A 25836-nucleotide genomic window follows, 5' to 3' on the forward strand; every position below is an offset into this window, starting at 1 on the left:
TCCGGGGCTCGGGGACGCGACGGGGGTGGACGGTGTTGGAGGCGCTGGACCCCGCCACCGAACACGGGCAGGTCTACCGCGCGCTGGTCGCGCTGCCGCGCACCACGGTCGGCGCGCTGGCCGCCGAGACCGGCATCGAGGCCGAGCGGGTGCGCCAGGTGCTGCACGAGCTGGCCGGGCTGCGCATCGCGGTGGCGCTCAACCTGGAGGGCACCGCGTGGGAGGCCAACTCCCCCACCGAGATCACCGAGTCCTTCCTGCAGCGCGACGCGGTGCGCCGGGCCGAGCTGCGGCGCACCGGCACCGAGCTGGAGCGGCTGTTTCGCTTCGCCCGCAAGGAGAACGGCAGCTACGGCCCGCTGGAAGTGATCAGCGACACCGACCAGATCCTGGCCACCATGCAGCAGCTGCAACGGGCCGCCCGGCGCGAGGTGCGGGTGGTCGACCGGCCGCCGTACTTCGCCCCGCCCTCCTACTACGCCGCCCAGGAGAAGCTCCAGTACGAGCGGATGGCCGCCGGGGTCGCCTACCGCACGATCTACTACGAGGCGGCCTTCAGCGACACCACCGTGCCGGACATCGCGGACATGGTGACCGCGGGTGAGCAGGCCCGCACGCTGGAGGACCTGCCGATGAAGCTGGTGATCGGCGACGACGAGCTGGCCGTGGTGACCCTGGAGGCGGACAGCGGTCCCGGTGTGGTCGCGCTGCTGGTGCGGACCTCCAGCCTGTTCACCGCGCTGTCCAACACCTTCGAGACGCTGTGGAAGCTGGCGGTCCCGGTCTCCGCGGCCGGGGTGGACGCCCCCGAGGATCCCCGGGACCGCCAGATCCTCACGCTGATGGCCATCGGCGCCACCGACGACGCGATCGCGCGCAGGCTGAACCTGTCCCGCCGCACGGTGGTCCGCCGGGTGGCCGTCCTGCAGGAACGGCTCGGCGCGACCACCCGGTTCCAGGCCGGGGTGCAGGCGGCGCGGCGCGGCTGGCTCTGAGGCGGCTACTTCGCCACCCGGTACTTCAGGTGAGTCACGCCGATGCCCTGCTCCACCGAGAACGGCCCGTCCACCGGTGTGGTGCCCAGCGACTGGAAGTACGGGGTGCCGCCGCCGAGCACCACCGGCACCAGGTCCACCCACAGCTCGTCCACCAGGCCCGCGGCCAGGGCCTGGCTGCCGATGGTGCCCGCGGCCACGCCGACAATCTTGTCACCGGCAAGTTCACTGGCCCTGGCAACGGCCGCCTCGATGCCCTCGGTGACGAAGATGAAGTTCTTTCCTTCCCGCTCCCAGCCCTCGGGGACCTGGTGGGTGAGCACCACCACCGGGGAGCCCAGCGGGTGCAGGCCGCCCCAGCCGCCGGTGGTGTCGAACACGCCACGGCCGACCACCAGCGCCGCGGTGTCCTCGATCTGACCGCGCACGTAGGCGGCGCTGGTCTCGGTGAGCCGGAAGGACAACTCGGGGTTGGTGGTGGTGATTTCGATGTCACCGCTGTTGTACCACCGGAACAGCTGGTCGAAGCCGGAGTTCTCCGGCCCGGAGACGTAGCCGTCCAGGGACATGCTCGCGCCGACGATCACCTTCGCCATGGTCCTGCTCCTGTCTGTTCGAGGTCTTCACAGGGTTGGACCCGGGCCGCGGCGAAAACTCATCGGTCCCCGGCTCGGACCCGGCGACCGGATCTGGCTGCCGGTGCCGCAACTGGACCGGGTGGCCCGCGGCGGTTGTCGGTGCACGTGGCTACGTTGTGCGCCGTGACGACGTGGAAGGACCGCCTCAGCGCGCTCGCCAGGGATCGCCTGCCCGCTGAGGCGGCGGAGAAGTGGATCGAGCTGTTCCAGCCCGGCATCCGGCTCACCGCCGGACCGGGGCCACGGGTGGCGCGGCTGGGTGGGAACCCGGCTCTGCCGCCCGGGGTGGACTGGCCGAGCTGGCCGGGCCACGGGCCGCTCAACTTCATCGCCTCGGTGGACTGCGCGGCGCTACCGCGCGAGTTCTTGCGCATTCCGCTGCCTGCCGCGGGCACGCTGCTGTTCTTCTACTTCGACGGCGAACGCCAGCCGGGTTGTCCCGACCCGGCCCTGGCCGAGGACGTCGAGGGCAGCCGGGTGATCTTCGTGCCGGCGGGCACGGCGGTCGCCGAACGGACGCCTCCCGGCATCGAGCCCTACCCGGGCGTTGACCTCGTCGCCGAGGTCGTGGCGACCGCCCCGGAGCGCGAGCACCTCCTGCTGGAGCAGACCCGGACGGCGAGCGGAGCCACGCTGGCCGAGGCCGTGCGGACGGTCCTCGGTCCGGGGCGGTCGGGCACCGACGTGTTCGGCGAGCTGCGCTGGGAGGTGGACCAAGGCCCGTTCCACCAGGTCGGCGGTTTCGCCGCGCCGGTGCAGGGTCCGGTGGAGAACGAGGTGGCCGCCCTGGAGCTCGCGGACTCCTGGCAGGACCCGGGTTTCGCCGAGGAGGCGGCGCGCTGGGTGCTGCTCGCCCAGATCGACAGCTGTCAGGAAGCCGACATGTGCTGGGGGGACGCCGGAATGCTCTACTGGGTGATCCGGGCCGAGGACCTGGCCGCGGGCCGGTTCGAGGCGGCTCGGTGCGCTCCGCAGTGCGGCTGACTCAGTCCACCGGCTCGGGGACCAGTTTCCGCTGCTCGCGCAGGATTCGCCGCTGCTCCATCAGCTCGGTGAGGCAGTGGTGGCAGCGCACCACGAACCAGCGGCGGGGGTGGTGTGCCAGGCGGTGCCACCGGGTGGGTCCACCGGTGAGCATCTTCTGGTGGGCCCGGTCCAGGGCCTGATCGGCCGCGATCAGCAACCGGCCCAGCACGAGGACCAGCGCACCTCCCGCAACGAGGATGACGAGCACGATGATCAGCGACCAAGGCATGAGAAGAAAGTTCCTACCGAACGGGCTTGAGTGCTCCCTCAGCTGAGGGACCGACGACGGTGGCGGCGACGACGCGCGCCCTCAACCTGGACGCGCGTCGCCGCCGCCGCCGGGTAAGGCCGATCTGCCCGCTGTGCGGACCAGCCGTGTGGCTGCCTCCTCCACGGCCCAACGGTCCACGTCCATGCGTGGCCCCTTCCTTCCCTCGCACCCCGACTGTGTGCCGTCCGCACTGACGGCCAGAAAGCCCCCGTTGACCGGGGAAATCGCCCTGCGGCCAGTCGTTGCTGTTGATCAACATCCTAGGTAGCAGCGGAAATGCACGGCAAGGAGACAGGGGCAAACGGCACCTAAGGGGTGACAAGTGCGGGCCGGGAGAGCGCTTACCGATTGTTGCCCTCTCATACGAACGGCGGCTGCCCGTTCGCGTCGGGCCCGATGCCGAGTGAAAGGGAGTTCCGCAAGGGCGGGCAACGCCAAGGCCACCGGCCCGAACGACAGCACCGCGCGCTGGTCCTGCCTGCCTGCCGGGCACGTGAGTCCCTCGAAGAACTTCGTGGAGTGCCCGCCGAACACCATGCTGGAGACCTGCCTGGACTTCCCGCAGTGCTGGAACGGCCGGGACCTGGACTCGCCCAACCACGCCAGCCACCTGGCCTAACCGGTGGCCGGTGGCTGCCCGTCCGCGCACCCGGTGCCGGGGCCCAAGCTGCGCATGGTGCTGCGCTACCCGGTGACCGGCCCTGGTGCGCGGCGGGCCGGATGAGCCAGGGGCGCAAGCCGAGCTCGCCCGGTTGGACCAGCTCGAAGGCGGCTGAGCGGTCGGCGGGAGCCGGTATAAAGATCAGGTGTCCGACTCCCGCCGTCCCTCGGCCGACCGCGTGACCCTGGAGGTCGTGGCGCGGGTCGCGGGGGTGTCGCGGGCGACGGTGTCCAGGGTGGTCAACGGCAAGGCCAGCGTGGACGAGGGGCTGCGCCAGGCGGTGGAGCGGGCCATCTCCGAGACCGGCTACCTGCCCAACCTGGCGGCCCGCTCGCTGGTCACCCGGCGCGCGGAGGCGATCGCGCTGGTGCTGCCGGAGGAGAGCCGGATCCTGGGCGACCCGTTCTTCGGCCGGGTGGTCAGCGGGGTGACCAGCGTGCTCACCCCGCTCGGCCTGCACCTGGTGCTGCTGATGACCGGCCGGGACACCAGGGAGCAGGTGGTCACCGACCTGCGCCAGGGCCGCCTGGACGGGGTGATCCTGATCCACACCTACCCGCAGGACCCGCTGCCCGGCCAGCTGGTCAAGGCCCGGCTGCCGGTGGTGCTGGCCGGGAAACCGCAGACCCCGGCCCGGATCACGCATGTGGACGTGGACCAGGCCGCGGGTGGCGCGCTGGCCGCCGAGCACCTGCACGCGCTGGGCCGCCGCCGCTTCGCCACCGTCACCGGGCCGCTGGACGCGCCGGCCGGTCAGGGCCGTCTGCGCGGTTTCCGGGACACCCTGCGCGCGCTCGGGCAGCCGGAGCCGCTGGTCGCCGAGGGCGACTTCAGCCGGGACGGCGGGGCCGCCGCGATGGGTCAGCTGCTGGCCGAGGAGCCGGCGCTGGACGCGGTGTTCGTGGCCTCGGACCTGATGGCGCAGGGCGCGCTGCCGGTGCTGCGGCGGCACGGGCGGCGGGTGCCCTCGGACGTGGCCGTGGTCGGCTTCGACGACAGCAGCGCGGCGCTGGCCTGCGAGCCGCCGCTGACCACGGTCCGCCAGCCGGTGGAGGACATGGCCGCCGAGCTGGCCAGACAGGTGCTGACCAGGGTGGACAACCCCGAGGTGCCGCCGGCCGCGGTGGTGTTCGAGCCGACCCTGGTGCACCGGGAGTCGGCCTGACCGATGAGTTTTCGCCCTCGCCGCAGTCACAACTGGTGACGTCACAGCGAGGAGGACTCATGCGGAAGCTGTACCTGTCGATCTCGATGAGCCTGGACGGGTTCGCCTGCGGGCCGGACGGCGAGCTGGACTGGATCATGGTGGACGATCCGGAGCTGTCGGAGCTGATGGCCGAGCAGCTGCGCGGCATCGACGCGATGATCTTCGGCCACACCGCCTACCGCGAGCTGGCCGGGTACTGGGTGGACGGGCCGACCGAGAAGCCGGTGGACCGCGAGCACACCCGCCTGATGAACTCGATCACCAAGCTGGTCCTCTCCAGGGGCGAGCCGGAGCTGCACTGGGCCCCGGCCCGGCGGATCGGCGCGGACCTGCACGCCGAGATCACCGAGCTGAAAGCCCAGCCGGGCAAGGACATCGCGGTCTTCGCCGGGGCCGAGACGGCCCGCGCGCTGGCGTCCTGTGTGGACGAGTACCGGCTGCTGGTCTACCCGCTGCGGCTGGGCGCGGGGCGCCCGGTGTTCACCGAGCGCCCGGAACGGCTGGAGTTGCTGGGCAGTCGCGAGTTCGCCGCCTCCGGGGTGGTGCAGCTCAGGTATCGGCCGGTGCGCTGACCTTGCCGGAGCGGCGGCGCATCAGCTTGGCGATGCCGTCGATGGAGCGGTCCAGCTCGGAGCCGCTGGGGTTGTCCTGCACCATGTAGGTCCAGGTGGAGTTGGGCCGGATGACCCCGGCCGCGGGCAGGTCGGCGCCCTCGGCGGTGATCGGCACCGCGGTGAAGGTCTCCACCACCCTGGCCTTCAGCTCGGCTGGCAGGTCCTGGCGGAAGGCCGGGATGGCCACCCGGTGGAACTCGTCCAGGGGGTTCTCCCTGGCCAGCGCGCGCAGGTGGATGGTCTCGCGCAGCTCGGCCAGCAGCGCGAGGTGGTCGGCCCAGCAGCGGTCCATGTGGTGCAGGGTGACCTGCCGGGCCGCCTCCACCAGGACCTCCTCCGGGATGTCCTGCTGGCGCAGCTCCTTGAGCCGCTCGGCGCAGGGCTCCGCCAGGTCCTTGAGCGCCCGGTCGGTGCGCAGCACCTCCTCGCGCTCCTTGGCCAGCTGGTCGCGCTGGTGCTCCAGCAGCTGGTTGTAGCGCCAGGTGTTGCTGTGCATGGTGAGCATCTCGGCGTCGGCCACCCGCTGCAGGTGGTCGATCATCTTGGCGTTGCGCACCGGGCCGTAGCGCAGCACCAGCTCGTCGGTGAGGCTGACGAAGAACACCGAGCGGCCGGGGTCGCCCTGCCGCCCTGCGCGGCCGCGGAGCTGGTCGTCCAGGCGGCGGCTGAGCTGGCGGCCGGTGCCGATGACGTAGAGGCCGCCGGTCTCCCGCACCCGCTCGGCGTCGCGCTGGTCCGCGCCACCCAGGCGGATGTCGGTGCCGCGCCCGGCCATCTGGGTGGACACGGTGACCGTGCCGTAGGTGCCGGCCTCGGCGATGATCGCGGCTTCCTTGGCGTCGTTCTTGGCGTTGAGCACCGTGCACTCGACCCCGGCCGCGCGCAGCCGCTCGGCCAGGCGCTCGGACTCGGCCACGTCCAGGGTGCCGAGCAGGATCGGCTGGCCGGTGGCGTGCACCTCCAGCACGTGCTCGACGATCGCGGTCTCCTTCTCCTCGACGGTGTCGAAGAGGCGGTCCGGCTCGTCCACCCGCACGCACGGCTGGTGCGGCGGGATCTCGGCGACCTCCAGGTTGTAGAAGGTCTGGAGCTGCTCGGCGGCGACCACGGCGGTGCCGGTCATGCCGCAGACGGTGCGGTAGCGGCGGATGAAGCCCTGCACGGTCATGGTGTCCAGCACCTCGCCGGACTCGCTGGGGGCCAGGCCCTCCTTGGCCTCCACCGCGGCCTGCAGGCCGTCCGGCCAGCGCTGCAGGTTGGCCACCCGGCCGCGGGACTCGTTGATCAGGTGCACCTGGCCGTCCTTGACCAGGTAGTGCACGTCCTTGACCAGCAGCACCCGGGCGTGCAGGGCCAGGTTGACCAGGGTGAGCGTGCTGGAGATGTGCTCCTCGGAGTAGAGGTCGATCTCCAGGGACGCCTCCACCACGGCCGCGCCGACGTCGGTGAGGGCCACGTTGCGGCCCTCCTGGTCGGCGGTGAAGTCCACGCCCGGCCGCAGCGTGCGGACCAGCTCGGTGATCGAACGGGAGGGCGCGACGCCCTCGGCGGCACCTGCCAGCACCAGCGGCACCCTGGCCTCGTCGACCAGCACCGAGTCGGCCTCGTCCACGATGGCCACGTCGTTGTCCGGCGCGACCAGGGCCGCCACCGAGGTGGCCAGCCGGTCGCGGAGCAGGTCGAAGCCGATCTCGCTGACCGGGGCGTAGGTGACCTGGGCGGCGTAGGCGGCGCGGCGCTCGGCCTTGGTGGACACCGAGCCGACCCAGCTGACCGAGACGCCGAGGAGCTGGTAGAGCGGGGCCATCCACTCCGCGTCGCGGCGGGCCAGGTAGTCGTTGACCGAGACCACGTGCACCGAGCGCCCGCGCAGCGCGAAGGCGGCTGCGGCGATCGCGCCGGCCAGGGTCTTGCCCTCGCCGGTGGCCATCTCCACCACGTCCCCGGCCAGCATCCGGGCCGCGCCCAGCAACTGCTCGTCGAAGGGCCGCTCGCCGATCGAGCGTTCGGCGGCCTCCCGGGCGATGGCGAGGAACTTCAGCAGGTCGTCCACGTGCTCGGCGGCGGCCGCGGTGAGCTCGGCATCGGTGAACCCGGCCGCCCACTCGGCGTGCGCGCCCGAGGCCACGACCAGCTTGGCCGACCGGGACCGCGCCCGCTCGGCCTTCCCACGCAGCAGCTTCCAGAACATCCGCCGCACCGGGTTCCCCCTCATCCGCCTGCCCCTAGTCGGCAGGCACGTGTTCCTCGTGACCCAGCTCGCGCAGGGCCACCCGTAGCCGGTGCATCGCGTCGTCGAGCTTCGCGCCGTCCGATTCCATCTCTACCCGGCTGAAGTCGAAATCGTCCATGTCCCAGACTGGCGACACGTGCACGTGCAGGTGCGGAACCTCGAACCCGGCCACGATCAGCCCTGCCCTCGGCGCCGCCCACGCACGTTGCACACCCTGCCCGATGACCTGTGCGATTGCCATACAGCGACCGAGCAGTTCCGGGTCGGCCGCGGTCCACTGGTCGACCTCGGCGTGCGGCACGACCAGGGTGTGGCCGGGCCGCAGCGGCGCGATGCTCAGGAACGCGGAGACCTCGGCCTCGCGCCAGACGAAGCGGCCGGGCAGCTCACCGGCGATGATCCGGGAGAACAGAGTCGACATGCGCCCATTCTCGCCAACCCGCCGGACGGGGGCATATCGCGGGTGTATGGAAATCCGCATATGGGCTGGTAACACCGCACTGACTTGACTGGCGGCATGACCTATCAGGGGAGATGGGACCGGCGCACGGCATTGCGGGCCATGGCCGCACTGGCCGGCGTCGCCACGGCCGCGCCACTGCTGGGCGAGCCCGCCACGGCCCAGGCCAGTCCCGGCGGTGACGCGGACGCGCTGTTCAAGGCCGGGCATTTCGAGCAAGCCGGTCACGCGTACGAGGAAATCCTGAAGAAGGACCCGGGCAACGTGCACGCCGCCCGCCGCCGCGGCTATGTGGGGCTGCTGTCCAACAATTTCCCCGACGCCGAGAAATACCTCAAGACGGCCATCGCGCTGGCGCCCGGCGACCGGGAGGCCCACCGGTTCCTGGCCGACTGCTACACCCGGCAGGACAAGTTCGCCCTGGCCGCACCACACTGGCAGGGAGCCGACTACCAGGCTTATGCCACGTTGTTCGCGGCCTTCCGCGGCCAGCCGTATGAGATCCACGGCGACACCGGGCGGGCGCCCTTTCGGCAGCTCGACCCGATTCCGCAGGTGGAGGCATCACTCAACGGCGGACCACTGAAGAGGTTCTCGTTCTACACCCGGGTCGACTCGCTGGGCGTGTCGGCGAAAGCGGCCGAGGAAGCCGGACTGCGCGCGGTGGCCAAGGAAAAGGTCGAATACCTCGGCAAGACCTTCTGGTTCTACTACGGAATCCTGGACTCCTTCGCACTCGGCGGCATCGAGCTGCGCAACATTCCGGTGCGCTGGTCGGACGGGGACTCCGGCGAGCAGTCCGACGACGGCATGATCGGCACCTGGATCCTGTACCACTTCCTGACCACCATCGACTACGCGGGCCGGTCGCTGATCCTGCGCCGCCGAACCCCCGAGACGGCCAGGAAGGCCCGCGCCGAGGCCGAACGGGCCGGCGCCCAGCCCCTGCCGCTGTGGCTGGCCCAGGAGCACCTGCTGTTCAGCCGGGGCAGCGTCGCGGGTTCCCCCGGGGTGGTGGCGGTGAACCTCGGCGGCACCGGCGAGGCGGTCGCGGCCATGCCCCAGGAGACGGCCAAGCGGCTGCGCGTCCGCGTCGACGAGGACCGCCCGATGGAGACCGCGGCCGGGGGCCAAGCGGTCACCGTCTACCCCTGCTACCCGAAGGAGGTCCGCCTCGGCAACGCCGTGGCCAGGGACGCCTACTGCTACGCGGGCGCACCGTCCGGGCCCGGTCGCGAGGGGTTCGAGCAGCTGGCCCACCTCTCGCACAGCTTCTACAAGCCCTTCCACGTCACCCTGGACTTCACCGGCATGAGCATCCACGTCGCGCGCGGCCCGGCCAGCTGAGCCCGGCGCAGGACACTGGTGTCCCGACTCGGGACACTAGCGCTTCGGCCAGTGCCAGGAGGGCCGGTCGAGGCGGCCCTGGCCCTCGATCCGGGTCTCCCCCAGCTCCTTGACCAGCTCCACCGCGCCCAGGTCGGCCCCGGTCTCCTCGGCGCCCGCCTCGATCGCGGCGATCAGCGGCCGCGCGTGCGAGACCACCACGACCTGGGTGTTCTTCGCCGCGGTGACGATCAGCCTGGCCAGCGAGGGCAGCAGGTCCGGGTGCAGGCTGGTCTCCGGCTCGTTGAGCACGAACAGCTCCGGCACCCTGGGGCTGAGCAGCGCGGCCACCCACAGCAGGTAGCGCAGCGTGCCGTCGGAGAGCTCGGCGGCGCGCAGCGGGCGCAGCAGCCCGTGCTGGCGCAGCGACAGCTCGAACCGCCCGTCGGCGTGCTCCACCGAGAGCCGCGAACCGGGGAAGGCGTCCTCGACGGCCAGACTCAGCGCGTCCGGGTCGCCGATCTCCAGGATGGTCTGCACCGCGGCGGCCAGGTCGGCGCCGTCCTGGCTGAGCACCGGGGTGCGGGTGCCCAGCCGGGCCTGCCGGGCCGGGGCGTCGGCGTCGGTGCGGAAGTGGTCGTAGAAGCGCCAGGACCGGATCCGCTCCCGCAGCAGCACCACCTCCGGCGCCACCCTCGGATCGGTGAACTCGCTGAGCAGGCTGTCGTAGGGCCGGATCCGGAAGGTGTCCTCGCCCCAGGACCCGGTGGCCCCGCGCAGCAGCACCGCCCCGTTGTGCCGCTGCGCGAACAGCTTCTGCCGCGCGAAGACCGGCCCCTGCCAGACCGCCTCGGACTTGATCTCGGGGTCCAGCGCGAACGCGGTCTCGCCGGGGATGGGCAGGCCGAGGTCGATCGCGTAGCCGAAGTCGTCCCCGGCGAAGCCCAGCCGCAGCCCGACCGGCTCCCTGCGCACCGTGCCCTGCACCGCGTACCGGCCCTCGCGCACACCCTTGCCGATCACCTCCGGCCCCGCCCACAGGGTGGACTGCAGGCCGCCCTCCCTGGCCAGCGCGGCCACCGCGCCGTTGCGCGCGGCGTCGGCGAGTAGCCGCAGCGCCCGGTACAGGCTGGACTTGCCACTGCCGTTGGCGCCGGTGACCAGGTTCAGCTGACGCAGCGGCAGCACCAGCTCACGCAGGGACCGGTAGTTCTCAACAGCGATGGTTCTGAGCACAGGTGCGAACCTAACGCGCCGCCCTGACAGCGGTGGTTCATGCTGTTGCCCATGGAGATCGCGGTGCAGATCATCGGGCTGGTCGTCGCGGTGCTCGCGGTGAGCTTCCTGGCGAAGGTGCTGAACCTGTCGGCTCCGCTGTGCCTGATCGTGGTCGGGGTCGCGCTGTCCTTCCTGCCGGGGGTGCCGGACTACGCGCTCAACCCGGACCTGGTGCTCATCGGCCTGCTGCCGCCGCTGCTCTACGCCACCGCGATCCGCACCTCGCTGATCGACTTCCGGGCCAACCGCGGCCCGATCGGGCTGCTGTCGGTCGGCCTGGTCGTGTTCACCACCCTCGGCGTCGGCGCGGTGGCCTGGCTGGCCATCCCGGGCGTGCCGCTGGCCGCGGCCTTCGCCCTCGGCGCGGTGGTGGCCCCGCCGGATGCGGTGGCGGCCACCGCGGTGGCCCGCAAGGTGGGCCTGCCGCGCACCATCGTGCGGGTGCTGGAGGGCGAGAGCCTGGTCAACGACGCGGCCGCGCTGGTCGCGCTGCGCACCGCGATCGCGGCCATGGCCGGCGCGGTCAGCTTCTGGCAGGTCGGCGGGAACTTCCTGCTCGCGGCGGGCGCTGGCGTGCTGCTCGGGCTCCTCGTCGGCCAGGTGGCCAGTGTGCTGCGCACCCGGTTGCAGGACCCGGTCTTCGACACCGGCATGTCGCTGGTGGTGCCCTACGTCGCCTACGTGGCCGCGGAGGCCGTGCACGGTTCCGGCGTGCTGGCGGTGGTGATCGCCGGGCTGATGCTGGGCCACCGGGAGCCGAGGATGCTCAACGGCGCGGCCCGGATCGCGGGCACGGTGAACTGGCAGACCATCCAGTTCCTGCTGGAGAACGTGGTCTTCCTGCTCATCGGCCTGCAACTGCGCCGCATCCTCACCGAGGTCGGCGACACCGACCTGTCGCTGGGCACCCTGGTGCTGGCCTGCGCACTGGTGCTGCTCGCGACCATCCTCTGCCGGATCCTCTGGATGGTCGGGATCACGTTGCTGCGCAAGGCGTTCGGTCGCAAGGCCTGGCGCTGGCGGTACTCCGCGGTGACCGCGTGGGCCGGTATGCGCGGCGTGGTGACCCTGGCCGCGGTGTTCGTGCTGCCCGAGGACACCCCGCAGCGCCCGGTGCTGGTGCTGGCCGCGTTCGTGGTGGTGGCGGGCACCCTGCTGCTGCAAGGCGGCACCCTGCCCTGGCTGGTCCGCAAGCTGCGGCTGCCCGCCCCCGACCCGGCCCAGGACGCCCTGCAGGAAGCGGTGCTGCTGCAGAACATGACCACCGCCGCCCTGGAGCGCCTGGAGCGGGAACGCCGCCCCGAGGACACCCCGGAGGTGCTGGACCGCCTGCGTTCCCGGATGAGCAACCGGGTCAACGCCGCCTGGGAGACCCTCGGCCGCTCCGAGGTGGACCTGGAAACCCCGAGCTTCGCCTACCGCCGCCTGCGCCGCGCCATGCTGGAGTCCGAAATGGACACTCTGCTGGAGGCCAGGGACAAGAAGGCGGCCGATGACGTGGTGCTGCGCAGGGTGCTGGACATGCTGGCCATCGAGGAGTCCATGTTGGACAGATCAACCCAGCTGGTCAACGACCCGGCTTCGGGCTGGCTCAAGGCCCCGCCCAGCACCGCGGCCTGCAAGCACCTCAAGTCCGCGCCCTACCACGTCCCAGCGGACTCCGAGGAAGGCTGCCAGGACTGCCTCGCCGAAGGCACCACCTGGGTGCACCTGCGCCTGTGCCTGGCCTGCGGCCACGTCGCCTGCTGCGACTCCAGCCCCGCCCAGCACGCGACCCGGCACTTCCGCGAGAGCCAGCACCCGGTGATGCGCAGCTTCGAGCCGGGCGAGAAGTGGCGCTGGTGCTTCGTGCACGGCTCGCTGGGATAGACCGTCCACAATGGTCACCAAGCGGGTCAGTGGGTGAGCAGGACGGCGGTGGCGTTGTCAGTGGCGCCCCGGTCGATCGCGGTCGCGACCAGTTCCTGGGCGCGGGGGCCGAAGCGGGAGGGCCTGGCCACGATCGCGGTCATCGTGGCCGGGTCCAGGCTGCCGTAGACGCCGTCGCTGCACAGCAGCAGGCCGGTCTCCTCGCGGGTCTCCACCAGTCCGATGTCCCTCGGCCGGCCGGTGCGCACGCTCGCGGTCACGATGTGCTCCATCCTCGGCGTGGTGTCCATGCCCTGCCGCCGGAAGTACTCGGCCACGGTGTGGTCGCTGGTCAGGCGGGTCAGGGTGCGGCCGTCCCAGCGGTAGGCGCGGGCGTCGCCGACCCAGGCGATCCGGTAGCCGCCGCCGAGCTGGTCGGCGAAGGGCATGGCCACCACCAGCACGCAGTCGCCGGTGTGGCCCAGGGCGAGCACCGCGCGCTGGGCGGCCAGGACGGCCTCGGTGGGGCCGCGGGCGGGCAGGGTGCCGGTGGCGGCGGCGACCGCGACCCTGGCGGCGTCGGCGGCGGTCTCGGTGTCGCCGATGCCGTCGGCCAGGGCCAGGACGGGCTGCGTGCCGTCCCAGCCGGGGCGCACGGACACGGCGTCGGCGTTGACCCCTCGGTGGCCGGGGTCGGTGGCGGTTTCCCAGTGCACGCGGCTGCGGTTCTCCATCATGGTCATGGCTCCAGCGTGGCCCCGTTTCCTAAGAACTTGCTGTGAGCGGGATAGCTCTTCGCTGTGGCCTCGTCGCAGGCAGGTCCGGTCACCGGGGCCGGTAAGATCATGGCCAGCAGCGACAGTGGATGAGGCCAGATGACGGACACCGCGCCACAACGGCGAGCACGAGCGACCCGCCCGCCGACCATCCACGACGTCGCCGCGCACGCCGGCGTCTCCCGCGGCACCGTCTCCCGCGTCCTGCAGGGCGGCCACAACGTCAGCCCCGCCGCCCGGGAAGCCGTCACCACCGCGATCCGCAAACTCGGCTACGTGGTCAACCGGGCCGCGCGCGCAGCCTGGTCACCCAGCGCGCGGGCTCGGTGGCCTTCCTGCTCTCCGAGACCCAGGACCGGTTCTTCGAGGACCCCAACTTCACCACCCTGTTGCGCGCCTGCACCACCGCACTCGCCGAGCACGACCTGCCGCTCATCCTGATCACCGCGGGCACCGAGGCCGAGCGCCGCCGGATCGCGCCCTTCCTGTCCGCGCACCACGTCGACGGCGTGCTGCTGGTCTCCTCGCACCGCGGCAACCCGATGATCGACCACCTCCGGCAGGCCAACCTGCCCTTCGTCTGCTGCGGCAAGCCCCTCGGCGAGCGCGGCGCGCTGTCCTACGTCGCCTCCGACGACCGCGAAGGCGCCAGGACCATGGTGCGCCACCTGCTGGACACCGGCCGCAGGCGCGTCGCGACCATCGCCGGTCCCCAGGACACCCCCGGCGGCCTGGACCGGCTGCACGGCTACCGCGAGATGCTCGCCGAGCACGGCATCGCCCAGGACCAGCGGCTGGTCGCGGTCGGCGACTACAGCCGGGCCAGTGGTGAGTCCCGCATGCGAGAACTGCTGGCCACGGCACCGGATCTGGACGCGGTCTTCGTCGCCTCGGACCTGATGGCGGCGGGCGCGCTGGCCGCGCTCGAGCGGGCCGGCCTGCGCGTCCCGGAGGACATCGCGGTCGGTGGTTTCGACGACTCCTCGGTCGCCGCCACCACCCAGCCCCCACTGACCACGATCCGGCAGCCCTGGGGCCGGATCAGCGCGATGATGGTGCGCCAGCTGCTGGCCGAGATCAACGGCGAGGGACCGGCCACGGTCATCCTGCCCACCGAGCTGGTCGTCCGCGAGTCGGCCTGAGGCCTGCCACGACCTACCTGTGCACGTTCACAGAATCCAACCGACATGCCCTTGAAACAATCGTAAGAATACGCTTACATCGAAGCGGTTCGCCGGTAGCACCGGTCCGTGCACGTTCACAGTCCCGTTCGCCCTCCGCCGGTCATGGGCGATCGGAAAGCGCTTTCCGTCGACGAGCCCGATCGCGTTCTGCTGTTCCACATCTCCGCATTCCGCACAGGAAGAGGTACCGCACCATGCCCGCAGCGTGCCTTGCACCCCAGCGATCCGACGCCGACGCCAGCCGCGGCTCCCGGCTCCCCTTGCTGCGACGAGCGGCGACCGTCCTCGCCGCCGTCCTGGGCGTCGTCACCTCCGGCGTAGCGGCGGTCCCGGCCTCGGCCGCGGACAACCCGTACCAGCGCGGTCCGAACCCGACCTCGGCCAGCGTCGCCGCCTCCCGCGGCACCTTCACCACCGCGGAGCTGACCGTCCCGCGCGGGCAGGGCTTCGGCGGCGGGAAGATCTACTACCCGACCGACACCAGCCAGGGCACCTTCGCCGCGGTCGCCATCGTGCCCGGCTACACCGCCACCTGGGCCGCCGAAGGCGCCTGGATGGGACCCTGGCTGGCCTCCTTCGGTTTCGTGGTCATCGGCATCGACAGCAACGGGCGCAACGACTTCGACACCGCGCGCGGCACCCAGCTGCTGGCCGCGCTGGACTACCTGACCCAGCGCAGCTCCGTGCGCGGCCGGGTCGACGCCAAGCGCCTCGCGGTGATGGGCCACTCCATGGGCGGCGGCGGGGCACTCGTCGCGGCGCAGCAACGTCCGTCGCTGAAGGCCGCGGTCGGGCTGGCGCCGTTCAAGCCCTCCGGCCCGCCGAGCGCCGACCGGGTGCCCACGATGGTCATCGCCGGTCAGCGCGACGGCACCTTCACTCCGTCCTATGTGGACGGTCTTTACCGGGCGATCCCGGCGGCCACGGAGAAGGCGTACCTGGAGTTCGCCGGGGCCGGGCACGCCTTCCCGACCCGCCCGAACCCGTTGCAGATGCGGCTGGTGATCCCGTGGCTGAAGAGCTTCACCGACCACGACACCCGCTACCACCAGTTCCTGTGCCCGCTGAAGGACCGGACCGGCGTCACCGCCTACCGCAGCACCTGCCCGCTCGTGGCGCCCGGAGCCCACGCCTAGGCGGGGCGTGCAGCCGATATCAGTGCAGAGATCACCATGGGATGGTGCGATGTTGTCGAAACCACGAGCACGACGATCGTGGAGCCTGCTCCTCGGCTGCGGGATGCTGGCCGGGCTGCTCAGCGCTCCCGCGGTAGCAGAACCCGCTGCGGCGGAACAGATCAAGCCCGCCGGGCGGACCGTCGACTTCACCGGCGGCTGGCAGTTCTCCTTGGTCAACACCACCGGCGCGGAGGCGCCACAGCCGGGTGCGGGTGATCCGTCCTGGCGGAACGTGCGGCTGCCGCACGACTGGAGCATCGGGCTCAACCCGGTGCAGAACGCGCACACCACCGCGGGCACCGCGTTCCTGCCCGGCGGCCTTGGCTGGTACCGCAAGACCTTCACCCTGCCGCCCACGGTGGCGGGCAAGAAGGTGGCGGTCGAGTTCGACGGTGTCTACATGGACGCCGAGGTCTACCTCAACGGCAAGCTGATCGGCCGCCATCCCTACGGCTACACCGGCTTCGCCCTCGACCTCACCCCGCACGCCCACACCAACGGCACCCCCGACCTGCTCAGCGTCCGGGCCCGCAACCAGATCCCCAGCAGCCGCTGGTACTCCGGCAGCGGCATCTACCGCGACGTCCGCCTCACCGTCACCGATCCCGTGCACATCACCCGCCACGGCGTCACCGTGACCACCCCCGACCTGGCCAACACCATCGGCTCCGGCTTCGCCACCATGCGCGTGCAGACCAGCGCCGTGAGCGAGAACTCCCCAGCCCAGGCCGAAATCGTCGCCACGGTCAAGGACGCCACCGGCAAGGTCGTCGGGCAGGGCACCACCCGCGCCGAACTGGCCGCGCAACCGCGCACCGCGAGCACCGATGTGCGGATCGAGCAGCCGGTGCTGTGGTCGGCCGAGCGGCCACATCTGTACACAGTGGACACTGAGGTCCGGGTGGGCGGGAAGACCGTGGACACGGTGTCCACCCGCACCGGCATCCGGTACTTCGCCTTCCACCCGGACAACGGCTTCTCCCTCAACGGCAAGAAGTCCAAGCTCAAGGGCGTCAACCTGCACCACGACCTCGGTGCTCTCGGTTCCGCGGTCAGCAAGGACGCGATCGTCCGGCAGTTGCAGATCATGAAGAGCATGGGCGTCAACGCCGTGCGCACCTCGCACAACCCGCCCGCCCCGGAGTTCATCCAGGCCTGCGAGGAAATGGGCCTGCTGTTGCAGATCGAGGCGTTCGACACCTGGCGCACGCCGAAGACCCAGTTCGACTACGGCCGCTTCTTCGACGCGCACAGCAGCGCCGACATCCGGGAGATGGTGCACGCGGCCAAGAACTCCCCCTCTGTGGTGATGTGGTCCATCGGCAACGAGATCCCCGACTCCACCGCGGCGATCGGGGTGCCGATCGCCAAGCGGCTCATCGCGGACGTGCGGGCGGTGGATGCCACCAGGCCGATCGTGATGGGCTCGGACAAGTACCGCAGGGTGCCCGCGGCCGGATCACCGCAGGACGAGATCATGAAACTGCTCGACGGGATGGGACTGAACTACAACACGGCGGCTTCCACCGACGCGCTGCACGCCGCCTACCCGACCAAGTTCTTCTTCGAGAGCGAGTCCTCCTCCTCCACTTCCACCCGTGGCCACTACCAGGACCCGGACCAGCTCAACACCGGCGAGAACTTCACACCGGGGCGGCGCAACACGTCCTCCTACGACAACAACCTGGAGACCTGGACCTACAGCGGCGAGTACGGGCTGAAGAAGGACCGTGACCGCAAGTGGTTCGCCGGACAGTTCCTCTGGACCGGCATCGACTACCTCGGCGAGCCCACGCCCTACAACGTGTTCCCGGTGAAGGCATCCTTCTTCGGCGCGGTGGACACCGCCGGGTTCGCCAAGGACTTCTACCACCTGTTCCGCAGCCAGTGGACCACCGAACCGATGGTCCACCTGCTCCCGATGAACTGGACCGACCACAAACCCGGCGACCCGGTCTCGGTCTGGGCCTACAGCAACGCCGACACCGTGGAACTGCTCCTCAACGGCAAGTCCTTGGGAGAACGCAAGTTCGACACCAAGACCACTGTTGATGGCACCCGCTACCTGGAGACCACCGAGGCGACCGGGGACGACAAGACCGTCACCTCCGGCCGTTTCCCGGGCAGCTACACCAGCCCCAACGGCAGCGCGGGCAAGCTCCACCTCACTTGGTCAGTGCCGTTCCAGCCCGGTCGGTTGGTCGCGGTCGCCAAGCGCGGCGGCACCGAGGTCGCCAGGGACGAGCTCCGCACCGCGGGCACACCACACGCCATCAAACTGACCCCGGACCGCAAGACCACCAAGGCCGATGGCAAGTCGCACACCTTCGTCACCGCCGAGGTCGTCGACGAGGCTGGGGTGGTCGTGCCGGGGGCGGACAACCTGATCTCCTTCCGGGTCAACGGCGGCAGCCTGGCCGGGCTGGACAACGGTCGCCAGGAAAGCGCCGAGAACTACCAGGCGGGCTCGCGAACCGCGTTCAACGGCAAGGCACTGGCCATCGTCCGATCAGGACAAACCTCGCCGGTCATGCAGGTGACGGCCAGCGCGCCAGGCCTGCGCAGCGGGACCGCGATCGTCGCGGCCACCGGTGCCAGCCCGGGAGCCGCCGAACCCGAACTTCCGGCCGCACCAACGGATGTCGCGGCCGCGCCCGCGGCGGATGCGAGCTACTCGGGCCGGGCGGACACGCTCCCGGCCGCGATGCTCGACGGCAACCCGGCCACCGCCTGGTCCAACTACTACCTCAAGCGCGCCACCGCTCTGCTGCCCGAGGTGAGTCGCGCGCACCAGCGGGAGTGGGTGTCGGTGTCCACTTCAGGCACCGGCCGGACGGGCTCGGTGGCGGCTTCGTTCGTCACCGATGCCGCGCACGCCCTGCCTGCGAGCATCGGAGTGTCCTATTGGGACGGACGTGCGTTCGTCCCGGTGCGCAACGCCCGGATCGAGTGGGCGACGGGGTCGGGGCAGCCGACCAGGGTGACCTTCGACCCGGTGCGCACCGGTCACATCCGGCTGGATCTGACCAGTCGCGCACCGGGTACCGGTCGTGGCTTCCTCCGGATCGCGGAAGTGGTGGCCGGGCGCTAGCGCAGGTACGAGGCGAGGCCGATCCGCTGGTCGCGCAACGCCTTGGCCACCACGCCGGCGATCCGCTGGGCACCGGCCCGTTCGAAGTGGGTGTGGTCGTTGCAGAAGAACGCACCCACCGGGCCGGTGTTCCAGTTCCCGTTGTGCGGGCAGAACTTCAGCGAGTTGTACAGGGTGTAGCTCAGCCGGTGCAGGTCGATCAGCGGCGCCCCGGAGCGGGTGGCCGCGTCCGCGGTCTCCCGGAGGAAGCCACGGCTGCCGACCGCGGTGCCGCCCTGGCAGCGGAGTGCCGAGACCGGTGTCAGCAGCACCGGGTGCGCGCCGCGGTCCTTGGCCGCCTTGGCCATCATGGACAACAGCTCTTGGTAGCGGGCCGATCCGACGTGCCGGGGACAGGACGAACTGCCGTCGTTGATGCCGAACTGGATGATCAGGTAGTCACCCGCCCGCATGCCGGTGGCCGGGTTGAGCATGTCCAGCCAGCGCTTGGCGAAGGTCTTCGGAGAGACCACGCACTCACCGTCCGGACCCTTGGTGCTCTTGACGTTGGACTCGTACAGCCAGGTCTGCACACTGCGCCCGCCGACGGCGCTGTTGACCACGGTGGCATCGCCGGTGAACAACGAGCCGAACTGGCTGCCCCAGCCCGCTGGGCAGTTGCCGTTCGGGTTGGCCATTGTGGAGTCACCGGCGAGCCAGACCTTGATCTTCGGCGCGGCGGCGGTGCTCGCGGCGGGCGCGCAGTCGGCCGCGCGGTCTGGTCCGGTTTGGGCGGCCAGCGCGTCGCCCGCGCCTGCCGTCAAGGTGAACTGGATGATGAGGACTGCCAGGGGCAGCAGGAGTCGCTTTCGAAAGAAGGTCATTGTCTCTCCACGGCAGGGGGCCAGGATCACGATGACTGTCACCAGCCGGTTTCGCCCTGTCAACGCGCACTGCGCCAGGTGAGCTGGATTCGACTCGGTTCGACCACAGCGCGGGAATGTTCGACGCCGTTCAGGATCGCGGCCGACGGCCCCTGCTCACCGTGGTCGAGGCGCGCACCACGAGCTCCGGCTGGAACTTCACGTGCCGGTGCACGTGGTCGGGATCGCCCTCGGCCTCTTCCAGCAGGAGTTGCGCGGCGGTGCGGCCGAGTTGCTCGCGCGGCTGGCGGACCGAGGTGAGCGGGACGGCCGCGGCGGCGGCGAACTCGATGTCGTCGTAGCCCACCACGGCGAGGTCCTCCGGCACGGCCAGGCCCTGCTGGGTCATGGACTGGAGCAGGCCGAGCGCGAGCAGGTCGTTGGCGCAGAACGCGGCGGTGGGACGGCGCGCGGACGGCAGGCCCACCAGCCGCTCCCCCGCGCTGCGGCCTTCGGCCACCCGCAAACCCTTGGTCTCCAACAGGGTCAGCGCGTCGGGCGGCAGACCGGCCTGCGCCAGCGCCCGCAACGCGCCTTCGTGGCGGTCGCGCACCTGCTGGATGGACAGCGGGCCGCCGACCATCGCGATCCGGGTGTGGCCGGTCTCGATCAGGTGTGTCATCGCCAGCTCGCCGCCGAGCACGTCGTCCACCGCCACCGAGCACCGGGTGCCGTCCTGCGACTCGCGGTCGACCAGCACCACCGGCGTGCCCCGGCTCAGCAGCTCCGCGAACCGCTCGGCCTCCGCGTCCACCGGCGTGATCAGGATGCCCTCGACCCGCTGTTCGTGCAGCAGCTCCAGGTACTCGCGTTCGCGGCCGGCGTCGGAGGCGCTGTTGCACAGGTACACCGCGAGGCCGGCCGCCCGCGCGGTGTCCTCCACGCTGCGGGCCACGTCGGTGAAGAACGGGTTCGCCGCGTCCAGCACCACGTAGGCGATGACCCGGCTGCGACCAGCGCGCAGCTGGCGCGCGGACTCGTTGCGCACGAAGCCGAGCTCGGAGATCGCGGCCAGCACCCGCAGCCGCGTGGCGGGCGCGACCACCTCCGGCCGGTTCAGCACGTTGGAGACGGTCGCGTTCGAGACGCCGGCGCGCCGCGCGACCTCGCGGATGCCGACGGCAGGTTTCACGAGCAGCTCCTCAGCTTGAAACGTGACAGCGAATCGTACCTCCGTCGTCTTGACACTGAGCCCCTTCCGCACCCAGGCTGCTCCTAGCCGGACCTTTAAAACGTTTCAACGAGGAGACGGACGTGGACCGACCTCCCCTGGTGGCGCTGGACGAGGTGAGCAAGGCCTTCGGCGCGGTGCGCGCGCTCTCCGGTGTGTCGCTCCAGCTGCTGCCCGGTGAGGCGCACGCGCTGCTCGGGGAGAACGGCGCTGGCAAGTCGACCCTGATCAAGACGCTGGCCGGGGTGCACCGGCCGGACTCCGGACGGGTGCTGGTCGACGGTCAGCAGCAGCGGTTCGCCGGTCCCGCGGGCGCGCTCGCCGCGGGCATCGCGGTGATCTACCAGGAGCCGACGCTCTTCGGTGACCTGTCGGTGGCGGAGAACGTGTTCATGGGCCGTCAGCCACTGCGGTTCGGCAGGCGGGTCGACGTGGCCCTGATGCACGCCCGCACGGAGGAGCTGTTCGCCCGCCTCGGGGTGCGGCTGGACCCGGCGCGGCCCGCGCGCGGGCTCTCCATCGCGGACCAGCAGCTGGTGGAGATCGCCAAGGCGTTGTCCTTCGACGCCCGCGTGATCGTCATGGACGAGCCGACCGCGGCCCTGTCCGCGCACGAGGTGCAGCGACTCTTCGGTGTGGTACGGGCGTTGCGCGAGCAGCGGGCCGCGGTGCTGTTCGTCTCGCACCGGTTGGCGGAGGTCTTCGCGCTGTGCCAGCGGGCCACCGTGCTGCGCGACGGCGAGCTGGTCTGGTCCGGCCCGCTCGACGGCGAGACGCCGGACTCCCTGGTGCGCCGGATGGTCGGCCGCGAGCTGTCCCAGCTGTTCCCCGAGCAGGACACCACCGCGGGCGAGGTGCTGCTCTCGGTGCGGCGGCTCACCCGCGAAGGCGTGTTCACCGACGTCTCCTTCGAGGTCAGGGCGGGCGAGATCGTCGCGCTGTCCGGGCTGGTCGGCGCCGGTCGCAGCGAGGTCGCGCGGGCGGTGTTCGGCATCGACCGGCCCGACGCGGGCGAGGTGCTGGTGGGCGGTCGGCGGCTGAAACCCGGCTCCCCTGCCGCCGCGATGGCCGCGGGCATCGGGTTCGTGCCGGAGGACCGCCGTCAGCAGGGCCTGGTGATGGACGCTTCCATCGAACGCAACACCGCACTCGCCTCGCTGGCCCGGCTGTCCACCTTCGGACTGCTGCGGCGGCGCGGCGAACGCGCGCTGGCCCAGGACTGGGCGGTTCGGCTGCGGCTGAAGTTCGCCCGGCTGAGCGACCCGGTGGGCGTGCTCTCCGGCGGCAACCAGCAGAAGGTGGTGCTGGCCAAGTGGCTGGCCAGAGCGCCTTCGGTACTGATCGTGGACGAGCCCACCCGCGGCATCGACGTGGGCACCAAGGCCGAGGTGCACCGGCTGCTCGCCGAGCTGGCCGCACGCGGCGTGGCGGTGCTGATGATCTCCTCCGAGCTGCCGGAGGTGCTCGGCATGGCCGACCGGGTGCTGGTCATGCATGAGGGCCGCCTGGCCGAGGAGCTCTCCCGGGCCGAAGCCACCGAAGAGCGGGTGGCGCTGGCCGCGGCCGGGCGGACGGTGGCCCGATGACGCCACTGACCAAGGCCGCGCCCCGCCTCAGCGCGGCCCGGCGGCTCAGCGACCGCGTCGGCCGGGTGCGTGAGCTCGGCATCCTGGTCGCGCTCGCGCTGGTGGTGATCCCGACCGCGGTGGTGAACCCGAGGTTCGTGCAGGCGCAGAGCATCCGCGACCTGCTGCTCAACGCCTCGATCGTGGCGCTGCTCGCGGTTGGCCAAACCCTGGTGGTGGTGACCCGCAACGTCGACCTGTCCGTGGGCTCGGTGCTGGGCCTGTCCGCCTTCCTCACCGCGCGGCAGTTCGCCGAGCACCCCGGCACTCCGCTGCTGGTAGGCATCGGGTTCGGTGTCGCGGTGGGGCTGGCCTGCGGTCTGCTCAACGGCGCGCTGGTCGCCCTCGGCAACGTGCCCAGCCTGGTGGTCACCCTCGGCACCCTGTACGTCTTCCGCGGCCTGGACTACGCGCTGGCCCAGGGCAGGCAGGTCAACGCGGCGAACCTGCCGGACGCGCTGCTCGACCTCGGCAGCAGCCGGGTGCTGGGCATCCCGGTGCTGGTGCTGGCCACGGTGCTCATCATCGCGGTCGCCGCGGTGTACCTGCGCTCCTACCGCTCCGGCCGCGAGCTGTACGCGATCGGCTCGAACCCGCGGGCCGCGGTGCTGGCCGGTATCCCGGTGGCCAGGCGCACACTGACCGCCTTCGCCCTCTCCGGACTCATCGCCGGGCTGGCCGGCGCGCTGTGGGTGGCCCGCTACGGCACCGTGGACGCGGCCACCGGCACCGGGCTGGAGCTCCAGGTGGTCGCGGCCGTGGTGGTCGGCGGCGTGGCGATCTTCGGCGGCTCCGGCACGGTGGCGGGCGCGGCGCTCGGCGCGTTGCTGCTGGCCACCATCACCAGTTGCCTGGTGGTGCTGCAGATCCCCGCGTTCTGGCAGCAGGCGATCGCGGGCGCGCTGCTGCTCAGCGCGATCACCGTGGACCGCCTGCTGGCCATCCGCCTGGGGAAGGCGTTGCGCCGCACCGAAGGGACCAGCCATGCGTGAGTTCCTGCGCTGGGAGACGGCGCTGGTGGTGCTGTTGCTGGTGGTCGCGGTCACCGGGCAGCTCAGCACCGGCGGCTCGTTCCTAGCCGGTGGCAACCTGTTCTACCTCGGGCTGGACATCGGCGAGATCGCGCTGATCGCGCTGCCGCTGACGCTGGTCGTGGTGGCAGGCCAGATCGACCTGTCCGTGGCCTCGGTGCTCGGGCTGTCCAGCGCGCTGGTCGGTGCGCTGTGGAACGCGGGCTGGCCGCTGGAGACGATCCTGCCGTTCGTGGTCGTGGTGGGCGCGGTGTGCGGCGCGGTCAACGGCCTGCTGGTCACCCGGCTCGGGTTGCCCTCGCTCGCGGTCACCATCGGCACCCTCGCGCTCTACCGCGGCCTGGCGCTGGTGGTGCTGGGCGACACCGCGGTCGCGGACTTCCCGGCGAGCTACACCGCCTTCGGCTCGGCACCGGTGCCTGGCACCGACATCCCCTACCCCATCGCGCTGGCCGCGGTGCTCGCCGTGCTGTTCGGGATCACGTTGCACGCCAGCTCGTTCGGGCGGTCGGTGTTCGCCATCGGCGCCAACGAGGAAGCGGCCCGCTTCTCCGGCATCCGGGTCAAGCGGGTCAAGCTGGTGCTGTTCGTGCTCACCGGCGCGGTGGCCGCGGTGGCCGGCATCGTCTACACGTTCCGCTTCTCCAGCGCTCGCGCGGACAACGGCTCCGGGCTCGAACTGGCCGTGGTGGCCGCGGTGCTGCTCGGCGGCGTGTCCATCTTCGGCGGCCGGGGATCGCTGTTCGGCGTGCTCGCCGGCGTGCTGCTGCTGGGGGGTCTGCGCAACCTGCTGATCCTGCGGGACACCTCCACCGAGGTGCTCACCATCGTCACCGGCCTGCTGTTGCTGGTGAGCGTGCTCGCCCCCTCGATCACCCGGGCCGTGTCCAGCCGACGAGCCGGAAACCCAGGAAAGGCAACGCCATGAACCCACGTCTTGTGCTCGCCCTTGCGGTGTCCGGGGCACTCGCGCTCACCGCCTGTGGCGGCACCACGAAGGACAACGCGAGCCAGCAGACCGGAGGCCCGGCGAACACCGCCGCGGCGAACCCGGGTGCGCCGCTGCGGGAGGGCCTGAAGATCACTTTCTTGCCCAAGCAGGTGAACAACCCGTACTTCACCGTCGCGCAGAAGGGCGCCGAGCGGGCGGGCACGGCGATCAAGGCCGAGCTGAAGGCGACCGGTCCCTCCGACGCCGCCGCCTCCTCGCAGGTCACCTACATCAACACCGCCGGGCAGCAACGGCAGCACGCGCTGGTGCTCTCCGCCAACGACGCCAACGCGGTCGCCCCCGCGCTCAAGTCCGCCCGCGGCCAAGGGCTGAAGGTGGTCACCTTCGACTCTGACGCGGCGCAGGACGCCCGGGACGTCTTCGTCAACCAGGCCAGCCCGCAGGACATCGCCGTCGGCCAGGTGAAGCTGATCTCCGAGGCCGTCGGCGGTGCCGGTGAGATCGCGATCCTGTCGGCCACGCCGAACGCCACCAACCAGAACGCCTGGATCGAGCTGATGAAGGCCGAGCTGGCCAAGCCCGAGCACGCCGGGCTGAAGCCGGTGGAGACCGCCTACGGCAACGACGACGACCAGACCTCGTTCCAGAAGACCCAGGGCCTGCTCCAGGCGCACCCGAACCTCAAGGGCATCATCTCCCCCACCACGGTCGGCGTGGCCGCGGCCGCGCGGTACCTCAGCTCCTCGGAGTACCGGGGCAAGGTCGCGCTGACCGGGCTGGGCACGCCCAACCAGCTGCGCAAGTTCACCCACGACGGCACGGTCCGCGCCTTCGCCCTGTGGGACCCGGACAAGCTCGGCTACCTCGCCACCTACGCCGCCGCCGCGCTGGCCTCCGGGCAGCTCACCGGCGCGCAGGGCGAGAAGTTCACCGCGGGCGACCTGGGTGAGTACACCGTCGGGGCCAAGGGCGAGCTGGTGCTCGGTCCGCCGACGGTGTTCACCAAGGACAACGTCGACCAGTTCGACTTCTGACATGCGGGTCTGTTTCACGCTGCGGGTCCGGCCGGACCGGATCGCGGAGTACCGGGAACGGCACCGCGAGGTCTGGCCGGAGATGCTGGCCGCACTGCGCGCGGCGGGCTGGCGCGACTACTCCCTCTTCCTCGGCGAGGACGGGCTGCTGGTCGGCTACCTCGAATGCGAGGACTTCGGCACCGCGCTCGCCGAGATGGCGCGCACCGAGGTCAACGCCCGCTGGCAGGCCGAGATGGCGGAGTTCTTCGTCGATCTCGGCGAGGCCAAGGCCGACGAACGCATGCGGACACTCGACGAGGTCTTCCACCTCGACTGAGCACTTCCAGGAGAGA

The 25836-nt window shown here is 71.3% G+C and carries 24 protein-coding genes; 16 read left to right on the forward strand and 8 right to left on the reverse strand.

From position 1 onward, the window contains the following. Nucleotides 1-32: 32 nt before the first annotated feature. Nucleotides 33-995, forward strand: a complete 963-nt coding sequence (locus N8J89_RS25130) for a LuxR C-terminal-related transcriptional regulator (protein WP_283659466.1) — start codon at nt 33-35, stop codon at nt 993-995. Nucleotides 996-1000: 5 nt separating this feature from the next. Here the strand turns inward: N8J89_RS25130 and N8J89_RS25135 are convergent, their stop codons facing one another. Continuing rightward, nucleotides 1001-1591 carry a dihydrofolate reductase family protein gene (locus N8J89_RS25135; protein WP_283659467.1) on the reverse strand — a complete coding sequence of 197 codons (591 nt, stop codon included), beginning with the start codon at nt 1589-1591 and terminating at the stop codon, nt 1001-1003. A gap of 165 nt (nt 1592-1756) precedes the next feature. On the opposite strand from N8J89_RS25135, the gene N8J89_RS25140 reads away from it, so the two are divergent. After that, on the forward strand, nt 1757-2617 hold the full coding sequence (locus N8J89_RS25140; RefSeq protein ID WP_283659468.1) for a YwqG family protein: 861 nt from the start codon (nt 1757-1759) through the stop codon (nt 2615-2617). Nucleotide 2618: 1 nt separating this feature from the next. Here the strand turns inward: N8J89_RS25140 and N8J89_RS25145 are convergent, their stop codons facing one another. Further along, complete coding sequence (locus tag N8J89_RS25145) at nt 2619-2888, reverse strand: hypothetical protein (protein ID WP_283659469.1); 270 nt, start codon at nt 2886-2888, stop codon at nt 2619-2621. Nucleotides 2889-3333: 445 nt separating this feature from the next. Between N8J89_RS25145 and N8J89_RS25150 the strand changes: the two genes are divergently transcribed. From N8J89_RS25150 to N8J89_RS25160, 3 genes are all read left to right on the forward strand, one after another. Next, nucleotides 3334-3549 carry a DUF1996 domain-containing protein gene (locus N8J89_RS25150; RefSeq protein WP_283659470.1) on the forward strand — a complete coding sequence of 72 codons (216 nt, stop codon included), beginning with the start codon at nt 3334-3336 and terminating at the stop codon, nt 3547-3549. A 187-nt stretch (nt 3550-3736) separates the two neighbouring features. Next, the gene (locus N8J89_RS25155; RefSeq protein WP_283659471.1) at nt 3737-4756 is read left to right on the forward strand and encodes a LacI family DNA-binding transcriptional regulator; all 1020 of its coding nucleotides are present in this window, start codon (nt 3737-3739) and stop codon (nt 4754-4756) included. Nucleotides 4757-4815: 59 nt separating this feature from the next. Next, entirely contained in the window at nt 4816-5370 is a 555-nt protein-coding gene (locus N8J89_RS25160; RefSeq protein WP_283659472.1) for a dihydrofolate reductase family protein, read from the forward strand. On the opposite strand, the gene secA2 is transcribed toward N8J89_RS25160, so the two are convergent. After that, the gene (gene secA2, locus N8J89_RS25165) at nt 5348-7627 is read right to left on the reverse strand and encodes an accessory Sec system translocase SecA2 (protein WP_283659473.1); all 2280 of its coding nucleotides are present in this window, start codon (nt 7625-7627) and stop codon (nt 5348-5350) included. The two genes, N8J89_RS25160 and secA2, sit on opposite strands and share 23 nt — an antisense overlap. 10 nt (nt 7628-7637) lie before the next feature. Continuing rightward, nucleotides 7638-8066 (reverse strand): HIT family protein, encoded by a 429-nt coding sequence (locus N8J89_RS25170; protein WP_283659474.1) that lies wholly within the window; start codon nt 8064-8066, stop codon nt 7638-7640. A gap of 96 nt (nt 8067-8162) precedes the next feature. Here N8J89_RS25170 and N8J89_RS25175 point away from each other — a divergent pair, with 96 nt between their 5' ends. After that, nucleotides 8163-9452: a tetratricopeptide repeat protein gene (locus N8J89_RS25175; RefSeq protein WP_283659475.1), complete on the forward strand. Its 1290-nt coding sequence runs from the start codon at nt 8163-8165 to the stop codon at nt 9450-9452. Nucleotides 9453-9488: 36 nt separating this feature from the next. On the opposite strand, the gene N8J89_RS25180 is transcribed toward N8J89_RS25175, so the two are convergent. Then, the gene (locus tag N8J89_RS25180) at nt 9489-10667 is read right to left on the reverse strand and encodes an AAA family ATPase (protein WP_283659476.1); all 1179 of its coding nucleotides are present in this window, start codon (nt 10665-10667) and stop codon (nt 9489-9491) included. 51 nt (nt 10668-10718) lie between these two features. On the opposite strand from N8J89_RS25180, the gene N8J89_RS25185 reads away from it, so the two are divergent. Further along, the gene (locus N8J89_RS25185) at nt 10719-12578 is read left to right on the forward strand and encodes a Na+/H+ antiporter (protein ID WP_283666243.1); all 1860 of its coding nucleotides are present in this window, start codon (nt 10719-10721) and stop codon (nt 12576-12578) included. Between the two features lie 26 nt (nt 12579-12604). Here N8J89_RS25185 and N8J89_RS25190 read toward each other — a convergent pair whose 3' ends face one another. After that, nucleotides 12605-13300 (reverse strand): PP2C family protein-serine/threonine phosphatase, encoded by a 696-nt coding sequence (locus N8J89_RS25190; protein WP_283659477.1) that lies wholly within the window; start codon nt 13298-13300, stop codon nt 12605-12607. A gap of 132 nt (nt 13301-13432) precedes the next feature. Between N8J89_RS25190 and N8J89_RS42000 the strand changes: the two genes are divergently transcribed. The 4 genes from N8J89_RS42000 to N8J89_RS25205 all read left to right on the forward strand — a co-directional run bounded on the left by N8J89_RS42000 (nt 13433) and on the right by N8J89_RS25205 (nt 18786). Further along, complete coding sequence (locus tag N8J89_RS42000; RefSeq protein ID WP_502868329.1) at nt 13433-13774, forward strand: LacI family DNA-binding transcriptional regulator; 342 nt, start codon at nt 13433-13435, stop codon at nt 13772-13774. Continuing rightward, on the forward strand, nt 13660-14475 hold the full coding sequence (locus N8J89_RS25195; protein ID WP_283659478.1) for a LacI family DNA-binding transcriptional regulator: 816 nt from the start codon (nt 13660-13662) through the stop codon (nt 14473-14475). The genes N8J89_RS42000 and N8J89_RS25195 overlap by 115 nt, the downstream gene beginning before the upstream one ends. Nucleotides 14476-14777: 302 nt before the next feature. Continuing rightward, nucleotides 14778-15653 carry a dienelactone hydrolase family protein gene (locus N8J89_RS25200; RefSeq protein ID WP_283659479.1) on the forward strand — a complete coding sequence of 292 codons (876 nt, stop codon included), beginning with the start codon at nt 14778-14780 and terminating at the stop codon, nt 15651-15653. A 49-nt stretch (nt 15654-15702) separates the two neighbouring features. Then, nucleotides 15703-18786 carry a glycoside hydrolase family 2 TIM barrel-domain containing protein gene (locus N8J89_RS25205; protein WP_502868330.1) on the forward strand — a complete coding sequence of 1028 codons (3084 nt, stop codon included), beginning with the start codon at nt 15703-15705 and terminating at the stop codon, nt 18784-18786. Here the strand turns inward: N8J89_RS25205 and N8J89_RS25210 are convergent. After that, complete coding sequence (locus tag N8J89_RS25210) at nt 18783-19649, reverse strand: GDSL-type esterase/lipase family protein (protein ID WP_283659481.1); 867 nt, start codon at nt 19647-19649, stop codon at nt 18783-18785. The two genes, N8J89_RS25205 and N8J89_RS25210, sit on opposite strands and share 4 nt — an antisense overlap. 130 nt (nt 19650-19779) lie before the next feature. After that, entirely contained in the window at nt 19780-20820 is a 1041-nt protein-coding gene (locus tag N8J89_RS25215) for a LacI family DNA-binding transcriptional regulator (protein ID WP_283659482.1), read from the reverse strand. 122 nt (nt 20821-20942) lie between these two features. Here N8J89_RS25215 and N8J89_RS25220 point away from each other — a divergent pair, with 122 nt between their 5' ends. The 5 genes from N8J89_RS25220 to N8J89_RS25240 are packed head-to-tail and all read left to right on the forward strand — an operon-like array spanning nt 20943 to nt 25820. Continuing rightward, nucleotides 20943-22445, forward strand: coding sequence for a sugar ABC transporter ATP-binding protein (locus N8J89_RS25220; RefSeq protein ID WP_283659483.1), 1503 nt, complete (start codon nt 20943-20945; stop codon nt 22443-22445). Then, complete coding sequence (locus tag N8J89_RS25225) at nt 22442-23476, forward strand: ABC transporter permease (RefSeq protein WP_283659484.1); 1035 nt, start codon at nt 22442-22444, stop codon at nt 23474-23476. The genes N8J89_RS25220 and N8J89_RS25225 overlap by 4 nt, the downstream gene beginning before the upstream one ends. Beyond that, entirely contained in the window at nt 23469-24443 is a 975-nt protein-coding gene (locus N8J89_RS25230; RefSeq protein WP_283659485.1) for an ABC transporter permease, read from the forward strand. Before N8J89_RS25225 ends, N8J89_RS25230 begins: the two co-directional genes overlap by 8 nt. Further along, nucleotides 24440-25501, forward strand: a complete 1062-nt coding sequence (rhaS, locus tag N8J89_RS25235) for a rhamnose ABC transporter substrate-binding protein (protein WP_283659486.1) — start codon at nt 24440-24442, stop codon at nt 25499-25501. Before N8J89_RS25230 ends, rhaS begins: the two co-directional genes overlap by 4 nt. Before the next feature lies 1 nt (nt 25502). After that, nucleotides 25503-25820, forward strand: a complete 318-nt coding sequence (locus N8J89_RS25240) for an L-rhamnose mutarotase (protein WP_283659487.1) — start codon at nt 25503-25505, stop codon at nt 25818-25820. Nucleotides 25821-25836: the final 16 nt, after the last annotated feature.

This window comes from Crossiella sp. CA-258035 (assembly GCF_030064675.1).
Classification (GTDB): Bacteria; Actinomycetota; Actinomycetes; order Mycobacteriales; family Pseudonocardiaceae; genus Crossiella.

Excerpts from the sequence above, each read along its gene's own strand:
- N8J89_RS25135 (WP_283659467.1), bottom strand. The coding sequence starts at position 1,591 with ATGGCGAAGGTGATCGTCGGCGCGAGCATGTCCCTGGACGGCTACGTC.
- N8J89_RS25145 (WP_283659469.1), bottom strand. The coding sequence starts at position 2,888 with ATGCCTTGGTCGCTGATCATCGTGCTCGTCATCCTCGTTGCGGGAGGT.
- N8J89_RS25160 (WP_283659472.1), top strand. The coding sequence starts at position 4,816 with ATGCGGAAGCTGTACCTGTCGATCTCGATGAGCCTGGACGGGTTCGCC.
- secA2 (WP_283659473.1), bottom strand. The coding sequence starts at position 7,627 with ATGAGGGGGAACCCGGTGCGGCGGATGTTCTGGAAGCTGCTGCGTGGG.
- N8J89_RS25170 (WP_283659474.1), bottom strand. The coding sequence starts at position 8,066 with ATGTCGACTCTGTTCTCCCGGATCATCGCCGGTGAGCTGCCCGGCCGC.
- N8J89_RS25175 (WP_283659475.1), top strand. The coding sequence starts at position 8,163 with ATGACCTATCAGGGGAGATGGGACCGGCGCACGGCATTGCGGGCCATG.
- N8J89_RS25185 (WP_283666243.1), top strand. The coding sequence starts at position 10,719 with ATGGAGATCGCGGTGCAGATCATCGGGCTGGTCGTCGCGGTGCTCGCG.
- N8J89_RS25190 (WP_283659477.1), bottom strand. The coding sequence starts at position 13,300 with ATGACCATGATGGAGAACCGCAGCCGCGTGCACTGGGAAACCGCCACC.
- N8J89_RS42000 (WP_502868329.1), top strand. The coding sequence starts at position 13,433 with ATGACGGACACCGCGCCACAACGGCGAGCACGAGCGACCCGCCCGCCG.
- N8J89_RS25205 (WP_502868330.1), top strand. The coding sequence starts at position 15,703 with ATGTTGTCGAAACCACGAGCACGACGATCGTGGAGCCTGCTCCTCGGC.
- N8J89_RS25210 (WP_283659481.1), bottom strand. The coding sequence starts at position 19,649 with ATGACCTTCTTTCGAAAGCGACTCCTGCTGCCCCTGGCAGTCCTCATC.
- N8J89_RS25225 (WP_283659484.1), top strand. The coding sequence starts at position 22,442 with ATGACGCCACTGACCAAGGCCGCGCCCCGCCTCAGCGCGGCCCGGCGG.
- N8J89_RS25230 (WP_283659485.1), top strand. The coding sequence starts at position 23,469 with ATGCGTGAGTTCCTGCGCTGGGAGACGGCGCTGGTGGTGCTGTTGCTG.
- rhaS (WP_283659486.1), top strand. The coding sequence starts at position 24,440 with ATGAACCCACGTCTTGTGCTCGCCCTTGCGGTGTCCGGGGCACTCGCG.
- N8J89_RS25240 (WP_283659487.1), top strand. The coding sequence starts at position 25,503 with ATGCGGGTCTGTTTCACGCTGCGGGTCCGGCCGGACCGGATCGCGGAG.